This is a genomic window from Pseudoalteromonas rubra (genome assembly GCF_005886805.2).
Taxonomy (GTDB): domain Bacteria; phylum Pseudomonadota; class Gammaproteobacteria; order Enterobacterales; family Alteromonadaceae; genus Pseudoalteromonas; species Pseudoalteromonas rubra_D.
Window position 1 is genome coordinate 1,971,769 of the sequence record NZ_CP045429.1, and the last position, 18,175, is coordinate 1,989,943.

Sequence of the window (18,175 nt, forward strand, 5' to 3'; positions counted from 1 at the left end):
TAATCTAAATGTTTACCCAGACATCGCTTTTGAACTGTTGTGCAGGTAAATATTGTTGCTTATAGCGCATTTTGGCGCAGGCATCTATCTGGTAACCAAGATAGAGGTACGCTTTATCATGTTGGCGGGCAAAGTCTAATTGGGCCATGATCATGATAGTCCCCAGGCTCAATTGAGCATATTCGGGGTCAAAAAAAGTATAGATAGCCGATAGAGCGGTGGGCATTGTATCCGTGACTGCAACGGCTATGAGCTGGTCTCTGTGCCACAGCTCTATGAAAGTGATGGGCAGCCAGCGACAAAACAAAAAGCTCTCGTACTGTAGCCGGTTGGGCGGATACATAGAGCCATCGCTGTGGCGCATAGTGATATATTTTTCGTATAACTGATAATAGTCAGGTTGTTCCTGAGTACTGTATTCAAAGCGAAACTCTGGGTTTATTTTATTCCACTTGCGCTTTTGTGAGCGCGAAGGGGTATACGCATCTGCAAGTACACGTACTGACTGGCAGGCATGACAGGCAGGGCAGTGTGGACGATATATCTGATCGCCACTACGGCGAAAACCAAATGAGAGCAAGGTCTCAAAACGGGATGGTGTATAGCAGTTGCTATCCAGGATAACTAACAACTGCTCTTTTCTGTCTGCGAGGTAACTGCAATCAAACTGTTGGCTCAGTCCAATTTTTGAAGGGAAATGTTCAGTCATATATCGCCCTCAATGGTTGCGGATGCCACATCGATTCAGGCACTTGATAATGGCTTGCTGTCTTAAGTTTAGCTAAAAATTCTCTTCGTGAGATGACTTTTGCACCTAAAGACACCAAATAAGGGTTCTCCAGCTGACAGTCTATGAAATGGGCACCATGGCGCTTGAGCCAGTTGACCAATGCCCACATAGCTAGTTTGGAAGCATCTGGTTTGCGGTAAAACATTGACTCACCGCAAAAAACACCATTTAACATCACGCCATATAAACCGCCAATCAGGGTGCTCTCGTGCCACACTTCAACGCTGTGTACGAACCCTTCATCATGGGCTCTCAGATAAGCATCGAGCATGGCACTGTTAATCCAGGTACCTTCTTTATCAAGCCGTTGTTCTCTGCATGCCTTAATAACCTGGTCAAATGCTGTGTTAACAGTAACCTGCGGCGCAAGTTTTCGCATCGACTTTTTGAGTGAACGGCTGACATGGAACTCATTTAAGTCGAGGATCCCCCGTTCGCTCGGCGTCCACCACATAATGGGCTCTCGTTCATTGAACCAGGGGAAAATACCTTGCTGATAGGCGCGACGCAGCCTTGTGGTACTCAGGCATCCACCTACGGCCAGCAGCCCATCTGGATCTTTGAGTGCAAAATGGCAGGGAGGAAAAATAAAATCGGTAGCAGACAGATGAAACAATTGCTGAGTCATATTCGCGGATCTAAATTACAAACTAAAAACCTCGGTGATGAAGTCAGTTTAACCTATTTTCGCCTGGGCGTGGGCATTTTGTATTGGAAGACGTGTGTGAAGTCACACGTCTTCCTGCAGGCGTTACTTAAGGTTGTCTAAGTAACGCTCTGCATCCAGGGCTGCCATACAGCCTGTGCCCGCAGAGGTAATTGCCTGGCGGTAGATGTGGTCAGAGACGTCACCAGCAGCAAAAACGCCTTCAACACTGGTTTGAGTGGCATTGCCGTTTAGGCCTGATTGTACAACCAGGTAGCCGTCTTTCATTTCCAGCTGACCTGCAAACATGTCTGTATTTGGTTTATGGCCGATCGCAATAAACACACCAGCAAGGTCTAGCTGTTCAGTGGCGTCAGAATCGGTATCTTTAATACGGATACCCGTCACACCCATGTCATCGCCCAGGACCTCATCGAGCGTTTTGTTCAGGTGAAGTACAACGTTACCATTGTTTGCCTTTTCCATCAGACGGTCTGACAGGATTTTTTCACTGCGGAAAGTGTCACGTCTGTGGATCACGTGTACTTCTTCAGCAATGTTTGACAGATACAGCGCTTCTTCAACCGCTGTATTACCGCCACCAACAACCGCAACTTTTTGTCCGCGATAGAAGAATCCATCACAGGTTGCACATGCTGACACACCGCGGCCCTGGAAGTTGGTTTCTGATTCCAGACCCAGATACTTAGCAGAAGCACCTGTCGCAATGATCAACGCATCACAAGTATAAGTACCCTGATCACCTGTTAAAGTGAAAGGACGCTTAGTGACATCAACTTTATTGATGTGATCAAAAATGATCTCAGTCTCGAAGCGCTCAGCGTGCTCTTTCATGCGATCCATCAGTGCAGGGCCTGTCAATCCATGCGCATCACCTGGCCAGTTTTCAACTTCAGTAGTGGTAGTCAGCTGACCGCCTTGTTGCATGCCTGTGATCAGTACTGGGTTAAGGTTAGCACGGGCTGCATAGACCGCGGCAGTATAGCCTGCAGGTCCTGAGCCTAAGATCAATAGTTTGCAGTGTTTTGCATCACTCATGTAAACAATTCCTAAAAATAAATTTTATCTTCTCTAGTTAGTGCTGCCGATTCTATGAATTTCAAGCCAGAAGTAAAATAAATTGCAAAAATCGATTTTTTATAAAATGACAAGCTGTCAAATATACTGTACTTGCTGAGAATTTGCGCCACAAGCGTGTAAATGAACGGTATTTCATGACCTGAGAGTTTTTTTTTGCTATGTTCTAGGGAATTTTTCTCTGTCTATTTGACGTTAGTCTGTTTTTAAAGGTAGTTATGGCATTTTGGCAGGATAAACCTGGGTTTTCACTGGAAGCGGAAAGTTGCAGAATACTCACTGACGCGAAACAGTATCATACACAGCTTTTGACACTCATTCGCGGCGCACAGCAACGCATTTATTTAACCGCGTTGTATTTGCAAGACGATGAGGCGGGTCGTGAAATACTCTCTGCTTTACATAAGGTAGCAACAGAGCGGCCACAACTGGAGATCCATGTGCTGGTCGATTTTCATCGTGCTCAGCGTGGTCTGATAGGCGAAGCCAAATCAGAAGGTAATGCGAAGCTGTATTGTGATATGCAAGCACAGTTTGGCTCACAGGTTAAAGTTTACGGTGTGCCGGTCAAAGCAAAAGAACTATTTGGGGTACTTCATCTTAAAGGGTTCGTGATCGATGACACTGTACTTTACAGTGGCGCCAGCATTAACAATGTCTATTTGCAGTATGGTGATAAATACCGCCTTGATCGCTACTTTGTGATTAAGAACCCCGCACTTGCGGCAAGCTTCTGCCATTTCCTGGATACTTATTTGCTTTCCAGCGAGGCGGTTCCGAGATTGGATTTACGCCCACTTAAACCGTTTTCAGAGTTAAAGTTGGCGCAAAAGCAGCTGATGAAGCAGCTCAAAAAAGCTCAGTACGACATGAGTGCGGCAACCGCGGAAAAGGGCTTAAATGTGCGTGCTTTTCTGGGGTTTGGTCGCCGTACTAACAAGCTAAATCGACTTATCAAAGCCTTGTTCGACACTACAGAGCGTGAGCTGTTGTTATACACACCTTATTTTAATTTTCCGGCTCCCTTACTGCGCTCACTGCGAAGGTTGCTCAAAGAAGGTAAGACCGTCACCATAGTGATTGGTGATAAAACCGCAAACGACTTTTATATTTCGCCTGATCAGCCGTTTAGTCGTATTGGTGCTTTGCCTTATTTGTACGAGACCATTTTGTACAAGTTTCTTAAATCGCAAAGACGTTATCTCAATGCCGGTCAGTTGAATGTTTACTTGTGGCGCGATGGCAATAACTCATTTCATCTGAAGGGGATTAACCGGGATAATCAGGTACATCTGATGACCGGCCATAATCTCAATCCGCGTGCCTGGGGCCTGGATATCGAAAATGGTATTCTGATAGAAGATCCTGAGCAGCAACTCGAGCAGGCCATTAGTCAGGAACGTGATGCTATTCTAGCTAACTGCACCAAACTGGCCGGTCCGCAGGATCTTGAAACAGTGGATGATTATCCATCACCAGTGAAGAAAATACTTGGCCAGGCAAAGCGGGTTAAAGTTGACTTTATTATCAAAAAGTTCATCTAAATACAAAAGGGCCTGATGGCCCTTTTTTATACGCCACTGTTATGAGTTGGTATTGTCATAGGCATGGCTGTGGACATTGGCTGCACGACCTGAAGGATCCGCGTTTTGCTCAAATGACGCATCCCAGGCCAGTGCTTCGGGCGTGGAGCAGGCGACTGATTTACCGTGAGGCACACATTTGGCTGCCGCATCCCCAGGGAAATGTGATTCAAAAATACAACGGTAGTAGTAAGCCTCTTTGCTATCCGGGGTGTTGATAGGAAAGCGGTACTGGGCGCTGGCTAGCTCTTGATCGCTGACCTTCTCGTCAACATACTCTTTTAGCGAGTCTATCCAGGAATAACCAACGCCATCGGAGAATTGCTCTTTTTGACGCCAAAGCACATCGTCTGGCAGGTAGCCATCGAATGCTTCACGAATGATGTGTTTTTCAATGCGTCCTTCTTTACACATTTTATAATCCGGGTTAGTACGCATGGCTATATCCACAAACTCTTTGTCGAGGAAAGGTACTCTGGCTTCCACTCCCCACGCAGCCATGGACTTGTTCGCACGCAGGCAGTCAAACATATGCAGTTTAGAAACTTTACGGTTAAGCTCTTCATGGAATTCCTGGCTATTGGGGGCTTTATGGAAATACAAATAACCCCCAAACAACTCATCAGCTCCTTCCCCTGAAAGCACCATTTTTATCCCCATGGCTTTGATGTAACGTGCCATCAGATACATCGGGGTAGATGCCCGAATTGTCGTGACATCGTAGGTTTCTAGATGATAAACCACCTCTTTAAGTGCATCGATACCCTGCTGCACAGTAAAGTGGATTGGGTGATGAACTGTGCCTATCTGATCGGCGACCTTCTGCGCAGCTGCCAGGTCAGGTGATCCTTCCAGGCCGATGGAGAAGGAGTGTAGTTTGGGCCACCAGGCTTCAGTCGCATCATCGTCTTCAATGCGTCGCGCCGCAAATTTTTGCGTTATGGCCGAAATAACGGATGAGTCCAGGCCCCCGGAGAGTAACACGCCGTAAGGCACATCACACATGAGCTGACGTTTTACGGCAGCTTCTAATGCCTCTTTGACCGTACCAGGTTCCGCCTTATTATCCTTAATCGCATCAAATTGCTGCCAGTCTCGCTGATAATAGGGTCTCAGCGTGCCTTCTTTTGAGTACAGGTAATGCCCTGGCGGAAACTCTTCAATCTGATTGCAGATAGGAGTGAGCGCTTTCATTTCACTGGCGACATAGAAGTTACCATGCTGGTCACGACCTGTGTATAGCGGAATAATACCAATATGGTCGCGACCAATCAGGTAGGCATCTTCTTGCTCATCGTACAGGCAAAAGGCAAAAATCCCGTTCAGATCATCCAGAAATTCAGGGCCTTTTTGCTTGTATAGTGCCAGTAATATTTCACAGTCTGATTGGGTTTGAAAGGTGAAAGGGACGCTTAGTTGCTGCGCCAGTTCCTTGTGGTTATATATTTCACCATTTACGGCAAGAATATGCGTCCGCTCCGGGTTGTACAAAGGTTGTGCGCCACTGGATACGCCAACGATGGCGAGTCGTTCGTGCACCAGGATTGCTTTCTCACTGGCATAAACACCGGACCAGTCGGGCCCGCGGTGGCGTAAACGCTTAGACATTTCTATTGCCTGCTCACGCAGAACGCTTGAGTCGGATTTAATTTCCAACACACCAAAAATTGAACACATAATGGACCTCATTCCTGTTAGCTGTTATTGTCGAGCACCTGTATTTTCGGTGTCTCGTGCTCATAGTACTATCAGAAATGGGGTATCAAGTCACATAAAAAAACTGTGATTTTGGTGAGTAAATGTCGCCCTATTTTGGTGCAAAAATGAACCAAAATAGGGCGGTGTGGCTAGTGAGTGGTGCCCGCAGCAATCTGCAGGTCAGTATCATGGGTCAGCGCAGAGGAAATCATGACTTTGAGCGCATCAACGACCTGAGGAGCACTCATACTGGGTGCACCGATTTGGTGCGTGGCTTGTTCGGGTAAGTAAGGGATATGAATGAAGCCACCACGACAATTGAGCTGATGCTCATTGATATAGTGAAGTAATCCGTACATGACATGGTTACACACGTAAGTGCCGGCGGTATTCGAAATACTGGCCGGGATCTGTGCTTGTCTGAGGTCATTGAGCATATGTTTAACCGGGAGTGCAGCAAAGTAGGCGGCAGGCCCTCCCGCTAATACCGGCGTATCTATCGGCTGAGCACCGGCATTATCCGGAATACGTGCATCGTTAATATTGATAGCAACACGTTCAATAGAAATATCCGCGCGGCCACCTGCCTGGCCCACACACAGAACCAGCGCAGGGGCATATTTATCTATGGCTCTGTTCAGTTGTGTTAAGGCATGATCAAACTCGCAAGGAAGCTCCTTGGTACGGATTGTGTGTCCTGCTACGTGGCAACCGTCGAGCTGGTGTACAGCCTGCCAGGAAGGATTAATCGATTCACCGCCGAAGGGCTCGAAACCCGTCAACAATACGGTTTTATGCGTTCCTTTAGTCATTGAAGATGACTCCATACATGAGCAAGATGTTAATGATTAACAGCGACAAAGCTGTCGGAATTTGAACTTTGATAACCTGATATTTGTCTTTCAGATCTAATAGTGCTGCCGGAACTATATTAAAATTGGCGGCCATAGGCGTCATCAGAGTTCCGCAATAACCTGAATACATACCGATGGCAACTAATGGGGCCGGACTTGCGCCATGACCCTGAATTAGAAATGGCACTGCAATGCCGGCTGTCATAACAGGGAAAGCAGCAAATGCATTACCCATGACCATTGTAAACAGGGCCATACCGACACAGTAAATAACAACCAGCATGAAGCGGTTGTCGGGAGAAACAAATAATGTGACCAGATCTTGAATGGCAGTGCCGGTATTGGCGACGATGAACACCCCTCCCAGCATCGCGAGCATTTGCGGCAGAATTGCGGCCCAGCCTATGGAATCGACCAGGCGTCGTGATTCCCCCAGAGCCTGAAACGGGCTGCCACCGGTAAACTTCCAGCTGACTAACAGTGCGACTGTACAGGCCAGCGTCAGTGCTGCAAGGGTCACATGACTCTGGTCGAATACAAACAACCCTGCTACCTGAATATCTTTGAGCAGGATAGTACACACCACAGTTACTATGGGGATAAGCACTGCGGGAATAAACAGCTTATTACCGATCCGTCGGGCACTGGCAGTCTGCACTTCGTCACTGGGTACATCGTAGCTGCCCATGGAGACCTTGCCCATTCCGGCCAGTATTGCGATGGCGATGACAAAGCTTCCTACCCAGCGATGGGTCAGGTTTTCTCCCAAATAGGCGGCAGATAAATCACCAAACAGAAACACACTACCAAATAATCCCCAGAACAAGGCGGTAGTTAGTCGTTTTGGGTGGTGTTTATCTTGCAGTGTTTTGACCACCAAAAATAACACCACGAAGCCGATTAGCAGATATATATTATCAATCGACAGGATAGCAGGCTGCGCACTGGCAGAGGAGGCTATTGTGCTCATGCCAATTCCTCCCGGGCAACTGAATTGCTTGTATTGGAGCCGTTTTGCTCGGCATGCAGGGCAATTTGCGTTCGTATCTTGGCTTCTAGTCTGGCCAGTCGAAACAGGTGGACAATCAATGCCGCAATGGCTGTCGGAATAGCCCATAAACCAATATGAAGAGGTTCAATTCCCGTAATGCCATTTTCTCTTAAAAAGGCATCCATCAGTAATACGGCACCAAAGGCGATGAAAATATCTTCACCAAAGAAGACGGCAATATTATCACACGCTGCGGCATGCGCACTGATCATATCCCGGACAGGTTTTGGCAAATCGCCATGCATGTTACTTGCTGCACCAAGCGCCATAGGCGCTAATAAAGGACGCACTGTTTGAGGCTGACCTGCAAGGTTGATGAGCCCAAGTGCGGCACTACATTCACGCACAACAAAATAGACGCTGAGGATCCGCGCTGTGGTGGCACCTTTGATACTGGCTATCCAACTTTTGGCATGCTGCTGTAAGCCATAGCGTTCTAAGATAGCAATCACAGGCAAGAGTAATAAAAAGCTCGCTAACTGGCGGGAGTTAAGAAATTTTTCTCCAAAGGTTTCCAGCAAAGTCAGGTAATCTAAATCGACTGCCCAGCCGGTGACGAGCCCGGCACAGGTCACGACCAGCAGGGGGTTAAAACGAAAGGCAAATCCGAGGATCACCACCAGTATCCCTGTAAGGGGTAAAAAATTAAGTTCGCTCACGAATTACTCCTGTCGCGATGTGTCAGCGCAATGCGCAGTTGGTTGAGATGATATTGTTGTCGTTGTATCTCTTGGTATGCCTGAGCCGGGGTGACGAGCGTGAAGCTAATGCTATCTCCGGCACTCAATTGAGCAAAGTGTCTCAGATCCGCCGCAATCACCTGAGCGACCATTGGGTAACCGCCTGTGGTTTGACAATCATTTAGCAATACAATAGGCGCGCCGTTTGGCGGTAGCTGAATGGTGCCAGGTAACACGGCCTGACTGTTGATAGAAACCTGATGAGTGACTAGCTCAGAGCCCGAAAGTCGCATACCCATTCTATTGCTATCTGGCGATACCTGCCATTGCTGAGTGCACAATAGCTGCTGTGTTGTAAGGGATAACCGTTCGCAATGTGGGCCCGGCAATATGCGTATTTTCTTGTGGTAGGGAGGTTGAAGTGCGCCAGCACTGCTTTTTTCTATACAGCTTTCATAGTGCAGCTGATCGCCGGCGGCCAATGCTGAACCATTTATGCCCCCAAATCCCGCCTGAATATCGGTCGAGTGTGAGTCCAACGCGGCTTTCAGGCTGAACCCACCTTCGACACTCAGATAGGCACGCAGTGCCTCGGAGCTCGAGGCGAAGCTCAGGATCTGATCTGGCTTGCTAAAATAGCGCCAGCCGGGTGTCAGTGGCGTATCGTCAAGGCGTGCACTCAGGTCTCCCCCGGTCAGTGCAAAATTGGTAGCTGTCGTGAATTTTAGCTGGGCTAGTCCGACCGTGATTTCAAGTACCGCGGTATTTGGCGGGTTATCCAGTAACAGGTTGGCAATCTGCAGTGCCATGGGGTCCATCGCACCACTTTGCGAGACCCCCAGGTGACGATGCCCATGTCGTCCTAGATCCTGGATACACATTTGCACGCCGGGCTTAATGACTTCTAGCATAGGCCCTCCTTCTGTGGCACAAATTTGACGTTATCACCTGGCTGAAACAAGCTGGGGGACTGCGCATTGGCATCGAATAAGCGAGTAATGCTGTTACCCAGCAGCCGCCAGCCGCCGGGAGAGGCGCTGGGGTAAATCGCACTTAAATCTTCAGCGATGGCGACAGAGCCGGCTGGCACATGTGTTCTGGGTGAGCTGAGACGGGCAACCTGAAGCTGCTCTGGTACACTACCCAGATAGGCAAAACCAGGTAAAAAACCCAGAAATTTGACCTGATAAGTCGGTGAACTATGCAGCTCGACGATGTCTTGTTGTGATAAGTTCAGCTGTTCGGCCAGTGGTGCCAGATCTGGGCCTGCTTCTCCTCCATATATAACCGGGATTTTGTGAGTGTTGGGTTGAAAGTCTTCTGCACTGAGTGCATGCCATAGACTGAGTAATGCTTCTAGCCATTTAGTACCCTGTGTAGGGTCTTGCAAAACCAGGGTAAGAGAAGTTTTTCCAACTACAATATCTGTGTACCCGGCCTGTTTTTGCAGGTGGCGATGCAGGGCAAACAAACGGTTCTGTTGTTCGTTGTCGAGTCGGGCGCAGTTAAGGTCGAGTACAACAGCTTGCTCGCCGAGCAGGTAAGTCTGTTCTTGTGTCATGGTTTCTTATTTTCATTTTATTGTCTTCACATGTGGCGGCCCATAAGTGTCGGTTCACTCAGAGGGACACCCGGGCAAAGCATAGCAAGCTTATTGTTGGCTGTCTTGCCAAACCTGTCCAGCGTTGTCAGTCTGAGAGCTGACCACAGCTAAAAAAAAGCCATGCAAGGGTTGCATGGCTCTCTTCGGTTGGGATTGAGTTAGTTGCTTAACAACCATTCACTCAACAGGCGTACACCAAACCCGGTGCCACCTGGAGATACTTCACCTTTACCTGTGGTAGTTAGTGCGTTTCCGGCAATATCAATATGTAACCAGCGCGTATCACCGGCAAAGTGCTGCAGGAATGAGGCCGCTGTGGTTGCGCCAGGGCCGCCAGAGCCAATATTGGCAATATCTGCAATATCGGACTTCAGCATATCTTTGTAGCCCAGAGGAAGTCTCCATAGCGGCTCATTAACAGCTTTGCCTGCAACCGTAAATTCTGTGACCAGCTGGTCATCATCTGAGAAAACTGCTGCATAGCGGTTACCGACTGCACGGATTTTTGAGCCTGTCAGCGTCGCAAGGTCAACCATTACCTCTGGCTTGTAGTAGGTGCGGGCATACCACATAGCATCACTCAATACCAGGCGGCCTTCCGCATCGGTGTTGAGGATTTCGACACTCAGACCTTCTGCTGTACGCAGCACGTCACCAGGCGCGATAGAGTTTTCAGAAACCATGTTCGCGGCCATGCCCATCACAGCAACAACGTTCACATCTGCTTTTGCCAGTGCCATGGCCTTCACTGTACCCAGCACCGCAGCAGCGCCAGCCATATCTGATTTCATGCGGGCGATAGATTTACCTGTTTTGATGCTATAACCGCCAGAGTCAAACGTGATCCCTTTACCAACCAGTGCTATTGGGGTGTCGTTATTTCCTTTATAATGGGCTACGACCAGGCGTGCACCTTCTTTACTGCCTCTGCCAACACCTTCTAACGCGTTCATTCCCAGAGACTTAAGTTGCTCAGGTTCCAGGATTTTAACTTCAACACCATATTGCTCAAGTTGTTTTGCGGCATTTGCAAAGTCAACTGGCGTCATTTCAGTCGGGACCTCTGAGGTCAGGTCACGCGCCAGAAAAACACCTTGTTCGACATAGCTTAAAGTTGTGTACTCGGCCTGGGTCTGACGCTGGTCATCAACACTCAGGCTATAGGTCATGCTGTGTGTATTTGGTTCTTTTTTGTATAGTTCAAAAGTGTGGTCGCGCAGATTTGCTCCATGTGCATATTGTGCAGCGAGCGCATGATTGCTTAGCTGACCATTAACGCCTTTAAATGCGACACTAACGGTACCAGCTTCTTTTTTCTCAAGCTTGGCATGCAGGTTACCACCAAGCTTGGCCATTTTTGCGCTATCCAGCTCATCACGCTCGCCAAGACCAACGACCAGAATGCGCTTGTGTTTTGAGTCCACAGGCGCCAATACTTCTACAACCTTGCCGTAATCACCTGTAAATTTGTCTGCTTCAAGTGCTTTGGTAAGCTGTTTGCGGGTATCTCTGTCAAGAAATTTAAATGCATTGCTTTGCTCACTATCCTGAAACACAACCAGTGCATCGGTTTTTTCGTTCAGTTTACTGGTGAATTGGATGTCAGCGGCCAAAGCCGATGCTGAGCCGAAAAGTGCGACGCTGAGTGCGCAAAGACGAGTAGATAATGACATTGATTAAACCCTCAATAACTAATTTGGGTTTCGTTTTACCCTAAACGCTCAGATTAATTAATTAAATGTCGTTGAATGACACAGAATCCTAGTTAAAGTGCGGGCTGGTAGGTTTTTTCCCCGAAAGTGAAATTGCAGTTAGGGTTTCGCGGTCTCAGTAGACAACAGATATTTATTTAAAGGATACCGGAGTGAATAAACGACTAATTCTGGGATTTACGCTGATGAGTGTAGTGAATCTGGTGAATGCTGGTGAAGTCTCTGTCAACAGTACGACACCTGAGCAAGCCAGCTCGCATATTAAAACGTTGGTTTTGGGATCTGGGTGTTTTTGGGGGGCAGAAAAACGTTATGAGGCTTTACCCGGTGTGATAGATGCCGAGTCAGGCTATGCTGATGGCCGCGGGTTTAAAGCAAGTTACAAGGCAATTACGGCACCCAGCAGGCGTTTTGATCCTAACAACTATGCTGAAGTAGTGCGGGTCACTTACAATGCCAGTCGGCTTTCGACCGCGTCTTTGCTTAAAGCTTATTTTGAAAGCCATGACCCGACTCAGAAAAACCGTCAGGGCAACGACATAGGTACACAATACCGCTCGATAATACTGTACACCGATGAAGCGCAAAAAAAGCAGGCTATTTCGTTAACAGAGCAGTATCAGGTGTTGTTGACAGAAGCGGGATATGGCCAAATTCAGACTAAGCTTAAACCGCTTGCAGCTTTTGTACGGGCAGAAGAATATCACCAGAATTACCTAGTGAAAAATCCCAATGGGTATTGCCCGGATCACAGTACGGGTGTCACTTTTGTCGATGTGGCAGAGCAGCAAGTTGACAATGACGCTTTGCTAACGGGCAAGCACGTGGTTGTGATTGATGCGCCTTACTGTCCATATTGTGACAAGTTTAAGCAGCAAGTTGTGAACGACTATCAGGGCAGCATTCCTTTACATTATCGCCGTGCCAGTCAGTTGCAGGGGCTGAGTATCATGTCTGCAACTTGGGCAACACCTACCATTTTATTTCTTGAAAATGGTAAAGAAGTTGCGGGCTTTCAGGGCTATATGAATCGTAAGGAATTCTATCAGGCGCTGGGTGCATTTAAATTGGGTGACAGCGACGCTTTTAAAACCGCATTTGAGCAGGGCACAGACAGGCCGTTTTGTAAGCAATATGACTTGTTCAAGAAAACAGGGGATGGGGTCTTTGTTGATAAGCTCAGTGGTCAGCCTTTATTTGATACGAAAGATAGGTTTAATTCGGGCACTGGCTGGTTGTCATTTAAGCATCCGGTCGCAGACAGTGTGACTTATCATGAGGATAATAGCCATGGCATGCAACGCGTTGAGATCCGCTCCAGTTCATCCGGAATTCATCTGGGTCATGTGTTTGCTAAGGAAGGGCCCGGTGGAAGCGATCGCTACTGCATTAATGCGACCGTATTAGAGTTTAAATCAAGACAAGGTTATCAGGCAAATCACCCGTCATCTGACTGAGTAATTCGGCCATGAGCTAAAGGACTAGCACCCAATAGCCTGAGACAGAGGACAATTGTTGATAGACTCTTCCCAGCAAAAGCGGTTTTCGGTAGGTGCACAGTTATTGAAATAGCTTTTTGGACGACCTCCTGCCACTTCTGGCGTCGCTTGCATTGCCAGTGCTTTGTCTGTACTGAGTCTTTTGATGCTTTTTTTGTTTAAATTGAGTTTCATTTTGATATTCCTTTTAAAAAAATGCGTGATGTTCATTTATCGAACAACACTCACGTTAGTACAGTTGTAATAATATTGTGAAATTGTTTTTCATGTATCTTTGTAAATAATTGTGTCATAAAAAAGACATGTAAAGAGGGGCCATGGAAAAGCGACTTTTTAACTATACTTAAGGGACCTGTCTTTTGACTTCGGCTGTATTATGTATCGTTTGCTCTGTGTTTTGATTCTGACATGGTCGTTGTCGCTGAGGGCCGCGCAGCCAGTGCAGATCCTCTACAATGACTGGACCAGTCAGCAGGTTTTGTCCCACATTGTTGCTAATATCTTTACGGAGCTGGGCTACCAGACAGAGTTTATTGAGGCTAAAACGGATGGCCAATGGTTCTTGCTTAAAGCCGGTATGGCGGACGTACAGGTCGAAGTGTGGGAAGGCACCATGGCAGATAAATATGCCCAGCTGATGCAAAGCCAGGTCATAGTCGACCTGGGGAATTATGCGCTAAAAACCCGTGAAGATTGGTGGTATCCACTTTATGTTAAGCAACATTGTCCCGGGCTTCCCCATTGGCAGGCACTGATCCAGTGTGCGGAGGTATTTGCCCGTCCCGGTTCTCACGGTAAAGGGGTATACATTGCAGGGCCATGGGAAAAGCCAGATAGAGCCAGGATCCGGGCACTGAAGCTGCCATTTGTTGTGGAACAAGTCGAAAGTGGTGAGGCTTTGTGGAAAAAGCTGGCCATTGCGCACAAAATCAAACAGCCCATTCTCATGTTTAACTGGACGCCTAACTGGGTGGGTGCTGTATATCCGGGTGAGTTTGTTGAGTTTCCGGACTTTGACGAGCGATGTGAAACTGAGCCGGGTTGGGGCGTGAATCCCAAGTTTCTGTTTGACTGCGGCAACCCCAAATCTGGCTGGTTAAAAAAAGTGGTCAGCACGCCGTTTTTTGAGCAACATCCTTGCCTGGCAGAGGGCTTACGTCAGTTCAATATGACCGGCGCAATGCTTGAACAGCTTGCTGCTATGGTAAATCTGGAGAATTTCACCCCAAGCTTGGTTGCGAAGCATTGGCTTGAAAATAATCAAATACACTGGCGCAAATGGTTCGCCAGCTGCCGTTAACCTGCGTGATTGAATAAAAAGGCACAACACAACAGGTATTCGTCTAGACTTATAAAACCTGTCGGGATTATAAGTCAGGATGACGCTGGAGGTGCCATGAGCATCAAGTTAAAACTGATCGTAAGCGTCTCAGCTTTGGTAACTGTTGTACTCATCATATTGTCGGTTAGCGTGGGTATCATTACACAAAAAGATGTAGCCAGCACACTAACTATGCAGATCCAACATCGATTAGTTGGACTCAGGGACGCAAAAAAAGAACAGTTAACGGCGTATTTTGATTTTATCAATGGTCAGCTACTGACTTTGGCCCAGAATGAGGCTACCCGCGATGCAGCCGAGCGTTTCACCAGTGCTTTTAAGCAAACAGGAGAAATGCCAGATGAGCGTGTACTTGAACGCTATTATCGTGAAGAGTTCGGGCAGATCTTTGAACGAAGAAATGGTACTCCGATTGATACACGGCGCCTTTTGGGGGCATTGGATACACCAGCCAGATACTGGCAGGACAAGTACATTGCGCAAAACAAGCATCCTCTGGGCAGCAAAAATGCCCTGACCAGTTTTAATGATGGCAGTGAGTATGACAATGTTCATCGTCTTCACCACCCCTTCTTTAATAGATTTTTAGCTCAGTTTGGTTACTACGATATTTTTATTGTAGATGCACAAAGTGGCCATGTAGTTTATTCCGTATTCAAGGAGTTGGATTACGCAACGTCGTTGTTGCGTGGCCCATACGCACAAAGCGGACTTGGGGCTGTTTTCAGAGCTGCCAGAACATTGCCAGAGGGCGAATTGGCCTTTGTTGATTTTGAGCCTTATTCACCATCCTATAATTCGGCTGCTTCTTTTATTGCGACACCTATTGTAAGAGAAAATGAAATATTGGCGGTGCTGGTTTTTCAAATGCCGATCGACAGACTTAACGATATCCTCACTTATCAGCAGAACTGGCGGGCGAGGGGATTGGGAGAGTCGGGTGAAACCTACCTGGTAGGGAGTGACTTTAAAATGCGCAGTATGAGCCGTTTTTTATTGGAAGATAAAACGAGCTATTTACGGGTATTGGAACAAGCTAGAGTCGATTATGAAGTTATCGCTGCGATAGACAGATTTGATACATCGGTCGGCTTGCAGAGTGTACGGACGCAAGCAGTAGAAGCGGCATTGTCTGGACAATCCGGGTTTGCCATTATTCAGGATTATCGCAATGTGCCGGTGGCATCAGCCTATACAGACGTTGATATTAATGGCAAAACCTGGGCATTAGTGAGTGAACTGGACCAATCCGAAGCGTTTGCTGATGTCGCAAAAATTACAGGGCAGATCACAACGATAGCCATAGTTATTACAGTTGTGTTGATCGTCATTGCATTGGTTATTGCCTGGGCGATGGGCAATGTCATTGCGACGCCTATACAAAAGATGAGCCGTTTTATTAATCAAGTTGCGACCTCTTTGGATTTAACCAAGCGATTTGATGAATCAGATAATCAGGATGAAATAGGACAGGTAGAGCGTGCGTTAAATTCCATGTTTGAGACCTTCTCAGATACTTTAAATCAAGTTAATACCAATGCAGAAACATTGTCCGACCAGATGGCACAACTTCAATCGAACTTCACTGAATTGACAAACAAGAGCGATAATCAAACGGATCTAACTGTACACATAGCAGCAGCGATGGAACAAATGGCCGCAACGTCAGAGGATGTCGCTAAAAATGCGCAATACACCAGCGAGGCCAGTCATGATGCAGTCAGTGCTTCCCAACAAGGTAAGAGTAATGTGGATAAGAACATGCAATCGTCCCAAAGTTTGGAGCAAGCGATGGAGCTCACCATGCAACAGATGTCCAGTCTACAGGAACAGTCAAACAACATTAGTCAGGTACTTGAGGTTATTCAGACAATTGCAGAGCAAACTAATTTGCTGGCATTAAATGCTGCAATAGAAGCGGCCCGGGCGGGTGAGCAGGGGAGAGGGTTCTCTGTCGTTGCGGATGAGGTTCGATCTCTGGCACAGCGGACACAGCAATCGACTGAGGAAATTAACCGAATGATACAGAGTCTTCAGAGTGGAGCCGCGAGTGCGATGTCAGCAATTCATGAGGCACATGCTTTGACGGAAAATAACCTATCATCGACGGATTGCACACGTGACTCGTTGCAACAGATTAACGAGCAAATTTGCAAAATTGAGGCGTTCAATGAGCAAATGGCCACGGCCGCTACCGAGCAAAGCGCAGTGGCTAAAGATGTCACTCAGCAAATATCGGACATTACAACTTTAGCTCAGGCGAACTGTACCATTCTCACTGAGGTTAATGCAATGGCAAGTGCTGCCGATGAAGGTGCACTATTACTTAAGCAGCAGATTAGCAAATTCCATCTGGAATAAAGGTCATTATGCGGATCGCCGGACAATCAGCTTTGGTGGTAATAGGGTATCTGTGACGGCTTCTCCTTTAATTAAAGAGAGCAGGTTATTGACCAGCATCTGGCCAGCCAGCGTTGTATTCTGCTGTACGGTTGTCAGGGCGGGTGAGATAAAGTTGGCTGCAGCGATATTGTCGAAGCCAATAACGGCAACATCATCAGGCACGTCTTTACCGGCCTCTTTGAGTGCTTTCAAAGCGCCAATAGCAATGAGATCGCTGGCTGCAAATAACGCATCAAATTGAATATTGTTAGCCAACAACGAGCGGGTTGCATGATAGCCAGACTCTTCGGTTGAAATCGCATTGGCGATTTGGCGTTCAGACAATGTACAGTTATTGGCTGTCAGGGTGTCTCTAAACCCCTTAAAGCGTGCGAAAAATTCAGGGCTGTGCTCTGACGCGTCGCCTATAAAAGCATACTGTGAGCGATTTTGCTGTAGCAGATGTTCCGCTGCCAGTTTACCTCCGCCATAGTTATCACAGCTGACCGTTAAATCTTCACGCCCATCGACAGTCGCTCCCCAGCAGACAAACTTGGTATTCTGGGTGAGCAATTGCTGAAGGCGAGACTGGTAGTCCATGTAGTCGCCATATCCGAGCAGAATGATACCGTCGGCACGGTGGCTATCCTCATAGTCCGCTCGCCAGTCCTGACTGGTGGACTGAAAGGATACCAGCAGATCATAGCCTTGCTTTGCGCATGCACGAGTGATGCTACCCAGCATATTAAGAAAAAACGGGTTTATCTGTGATTCATCTCCGGTGGGGTCTTCAAACAGCAATAAGGCCAGTGTGCTGCTTTGCTGAGTGCGCAGGTTACTGGCATTTTTGTCGACCTTATAATTGAGCTCCTTTGCTACCTCCCAGACGCGACGACGCGTTTCTTCATTGACCAACGGGCTGTTTCTCAGCGCTCGCGATACGGTAGACTGGGAAACACCCGCAAAATGGGCGATATCAAAAGAGGTAGCTTTGCCTTTAGGTTTCATAGTGCACTGGTTTTGAGTGATAACCTGATTATTGTCAGCAAATGAATAAAATTTGCAAGTCTAATATCTCTGTTACTGCTCTGGTAACATATTTGATTGGTTGTTTTTCCACAACATTGTATATGGCAAATAGAATTGACGCGAAAACACGCAGTTGGCAGACGTAGCACTGATCTGGAGAAAATTTTTATTGCCTCCATCTGACACCGGTGTCATAATGTCACTGTTT

At 47.3% G+C, this 18,175-nt stretch carries 16 protein-coding genes; 4 read left to right on the forward strand and 12 right to left on the reverse strand.

Translation table 11 applies throughout. The annotated features are described in order from the left end of the window. Positions 1 to 4: 4 nt before the first annotated feature. The 3 genes from CWC22_RS08520 to trxB form a co-directional block, all read right to left on the reverse strand. Positions 5 to 709 carry an arginyltransferase gene (locus CWC22_RS08520; protein ID WP_138536845.1) on the reverse strand — a complete coding sequence of 235 codons (705 nt, stop codon included), beginning with the start codon at positions 707 to 709 and terminating at the stop codon, positions 5 to 7. Then, positions 702 to 1,418 (reverse strand): leucyl/phenylalanyl-tRNA--protein transferase, encoded by a 717-nt coding sequence (gene aat, locus CWC22_RS08525; protein WP_138536847.1) that lies wholly within the window; start codon positions 1,416 to 1,418, stop codon positions 702 to 704. The genes CWC22_RS08520 and aat overlap by 8 nt, the downstream gene beginning before the upstream one ends. Before the next feature lie 123 nt (positions 1,419 to 1,541). Continuing rightward, positions 1,542 to 2,495 (reverse strand): thioredoxin-disulfide reductase, encoded by a 954-nt coding sequence (gene trxB / locus CWC22_RS08530; RefSeq protein WP_046003205.1) that lies wholly within the window; start codon positions 2,493 to 2,495, stop codon positions 1,542 to 1,544. Positions 2,496 to 2,752: 257 nt separating this feature from the next. On the opposite strand from trxB, the gene pssA reads away from it, so the two are divergent. Next, positions 2,753 to 4,078, forward strand: coding sequence for a CDP-diacylglycerol--serine O-phosphatidyltransferase (pssA, locus tag CWC22_RS08535; RefSeq protein ID WP_138536849.1), 1,326 nt, complete (start codon positions 2,753 to 2,755; stop codon positions 4,076 to 4,078). A gap of 39 nt (positions 4,079 to 4,117) precedes the next feature. Here the strand turns inward: pssA and asnB are convergent, their stop codons facing one another. The 7 genes from asnB to CWC22_RS08570 all read right to left on the reverse strand — a co-directional run bounded on the left by asnB (position 4,118) and on the right by CWC22_RS08570 (position 11,676). After that, complete coding sequence (gene asnB / locus CWC22_RS08540; RefSeq protein WP_138536851.1) at positions 4,118 to 5,794, reverse strand: asparagine synthase B; 1,677 nt, start codon at positions 5,792 to 5,794, stop codon at positions 4,118 to 4,120. A gap of 170 nt (positions 5,795 to 5,964) precedes the next feature. After that, positions 5,965 to 6,627: a pyroglutamyl-peptidase I gene (gene pcp, locus CWC22_RS08545; RefSeq protein ID WP_138536853.1), complete on the reverse strand. Its 663-nt coding sequence runs from the start codon at positions 6,625 to 6,627 to the stop codon at positions 5,965 to 5,967. Next, on the reverse strand, positions 6,620 to 7,639 hold the full coding sequence (locus CWC22_RS08550) for a DUF979 domain-containing protein (RefSeq protein ID WP_058795165.1): 1,020 nt from the start codon (positions 7,637 to 7,639) through the stop codon (positions 6,620 to 6,622). Before CWC22_RS08550 ends, pcp begins: the two co-directional genes overlap by 8 nt. After that, on the reverse strand, positions 7,636 to 8,379 hold the full coding sequence (locus CWC22_RS08555; protein WP_058795166.1) for a DUF969 domain-containing protein: 744 nt from the start codon (positions 8,377 to 8,379) through the stop codon (positions 7,636 to 7,638). Before CWC22_RS08555 ends, CWC22_RS08550 begins: the two co-directional genes overlap by 4 nt. Beyond that, the gene (locus CWC22_RS08560) at positions 8,376 to 9,311 is read right to left on the reverse strand and encodes a biotin-dependent carboxyltransferase family protein (protein ID WP_138536855.1); all 936 of its coding nucleotides are present in this window, start codon (positions 9,309 to 9,311) and stop codon (positions 8,376 to 8,378) included. Before CWC22_RS08560 ends, CWC22_RS08555 begins: the two co-directional genes overlap by 4 nt. Further along, positions 9,305 to 9,961, reverse strand: a complete 657-nt coding sequence (gene pxpB, locus CWC22_RS08565) for a 5-oxoprolinase subunit PxpB (RefSeq protein ID WP_125561323.1) — start codon at positions 9,959 to 9,961, stop codon at positions 9,305 to 9,307. Before pxpB ends, CWC22_RS08560 begins: the two co-directional genes overlap by 7 nt. A gap of 200 nt (positions 9,962 to 10,161) precedes the next feature. Further along, a complete protein-coding gene (locus CWC22_RS08570) occupies positions 10,162 to 11,676 on the reverse strand; it encodes a leucyl aminopeptidase (protein WP_138536857.1) in 1,515 nt (504 codons plus the stop codon). A 224-nt stretch (positions 11,677 to 11,900) separates the two neighbouring features. Here CWC22_RS08570 and msrA point away from each other — a divergent pair, with 224 nt between their 5' ends. Beyond that, the gene (gene msrA / locus CWC22_RS08575; RefSeq protein ID WP_138536920.1) at positions 11,901 to 13,172 is read left to right on the forward strand and encodes a peptide-methionine (S)-S-oxide reductase MsrA; all 1,272 of its coding nucleotides are present in this window, start codon (positions 11,901 to 11,903) and stop codon (positions 13,170 to 13,172) included. A 24-nt stretch (positions 13,173 to 13,196) separates the two neighbouring features. Here msrA and CWC22_RS08580 read toward each other — a convergent pair whose 3' ends face one another. Further along, positions 13,197 to 13,388, reverse strand: a complete 192-nt coding sequence (locus CWC22_RS08580) for a hypothetical protein (protein WP_010385368.1) — start codon at positions 13,386 to 13,388, stop codon at positions 13,197 to 13,199. A gap of 202 nt (positions 13,389 to 13,590) precedes the next feature. Here CWC22_RS08580 and CWC22_RS08585 point away from each other — a divergent pair, with 202 nt between their 5' ends. After that, complete coding sequence (locus tag CWC22_RS08585) at positions 13,591 to 14,514, forward strand: ABC transporter substrate-binding protein (RefSeq protein WP_138536859.1); 924 nt, start codon at positions 13,591 to 13,593, stop codon at positions 14,512 to 14,514. Between the two features lie 96 nt (positions 14,515 to 14,610). Continuing rightward, on the forward strand, positions 14,611 to 16,917 hold the full coding sequence (locus CWC22_RS08590) for a methyl-accepting chemotaxis protein (protein WP_138536861.1): 2,307 nt from the start codon (positions 14,611 to 14,613) through the stop codon (positions 16,915 to 16,917). 6 nt (positions 16,918 to 16,923) lie between these two features. On the opposite strand, the gene CWC22_RS08595 is transcribed toward CWC22_RS08590, so the two are convergent. After that, positions 16,924 to 17,946, reverse strand: a complete 1,023-nt coding sequence (locus CWC22_RS08595; RefSeq protein ID WP_138536863.1) for a LacI family DNA-binding transcriptional regulator — start codon at positions 17,944 to 17,946, stop codon at positions 16,924 to 16,926. Positions 17,947 to 18,175 lie beyond the last annotated feature (229 nt).

Bases quoted from the DNA above. Each gene is read 5' to 3' on its own strand.
- CWC22_RS08520 (WP_138536845.1), bottom strand. From the start codon at position 709: ATGACTGAACATTTCCCTTCAAAAATTGGACTGAGCCAACAGTTTGAT.
- aat (WP_138536847.1), bottom strand. From the start codon at position 1,418: ATGACTCAGCAATTGTTTCATCTGTCTGCTACCGATTTTATTTTTCCT.
- trxB (WP_046003205.1), bottom strand. From the start codon at position 2,495: ATGAGTGATGCAAAACACTGCAAACTATTGATCTTAGGCTCAGGACCT.
- pssA (WP_138536849.1), top strand. From the start codon at position 2,753: ATGGCATTTTGGCAGGATAAACCTGGGTTTTCACTGGAAGCGGAAAGT.
- asnB (WP_138536851.1), bottom strand. From the start codon at position 5,794: ATGTGTTCAATTTTTGGTGTGTTGGAAATTAAATCCGACTCAAGCGTT.
- pcp (WP_138536853.1), bottom strand. From the start codon at position 6,627: ATGACTAAAGGAACGCATAAAACCGTATTGTTGACGGGTTTCGAGCCC.
- CWC22_RS08550 (WP_058795165.1), bottom strand. From the start codon at position 7,639: ATGAGCACAATAGCCTCCTCTGCCAGTGCGCAGCCTGCTATCCTGTCG.
- CWC22_RS08560 (WP_138536855.1), bottom strand. From the start codon at position 9,311: ATGCTAGAAGTCATTAAGCCCGGCGTGCAAATGTGTATCCAGGATCTA.
- pxpB (WP_125561323.1), bottom strand. From the start codon at position 9,961: ATGACACAAGAACAGACTTACCTGCTCGGCGAGCAAGCTGTTGTACTC.
- CWC22_RS08570 (WP_138536857.1), bottom strand. From the start codon at position 11,676: ATGTCATTATCTACTCGTCTTTGCGCACTCAGCGTCGCACTTTTCGGC.
- msrA (WP_138536920.1), top strand. From the start codon at position 11,901: ATGAGTGTAGTGAATCTGGTGAATGCTGGTGAAGTCTCTGTCAACAGT.
- CWC22_RS08580 (WP_010385368.1), bottom strand. From the start codon at position 13,388: ATGAAACTCAATTTAAACAAAAAAAGCATCAAAAGACTCAGTACAGAC.
- CWC22_RS08585 (WP_138536859.1), top strand. From the start codon at position 13,591: ATGTATCGTTTGCTCTGTGTTTTGATTCTGACATGGTCGTTGTCGCTG.
- CWC22_RS08590 (WP_138536861.1), top strand. From the start codon at position 14,611: ATGAGCATCAAGTTAAAACTGATCGTAAGCGTCTCAGCTTTGGTAACT.
- CWC22_RS08595 (WP_138536863.1), bottom strand. From the start codon at position 17,946: ATGAAACCTAAAGGCAAAGCTACCTCTTTTGATATCGCCCATTTTGCG.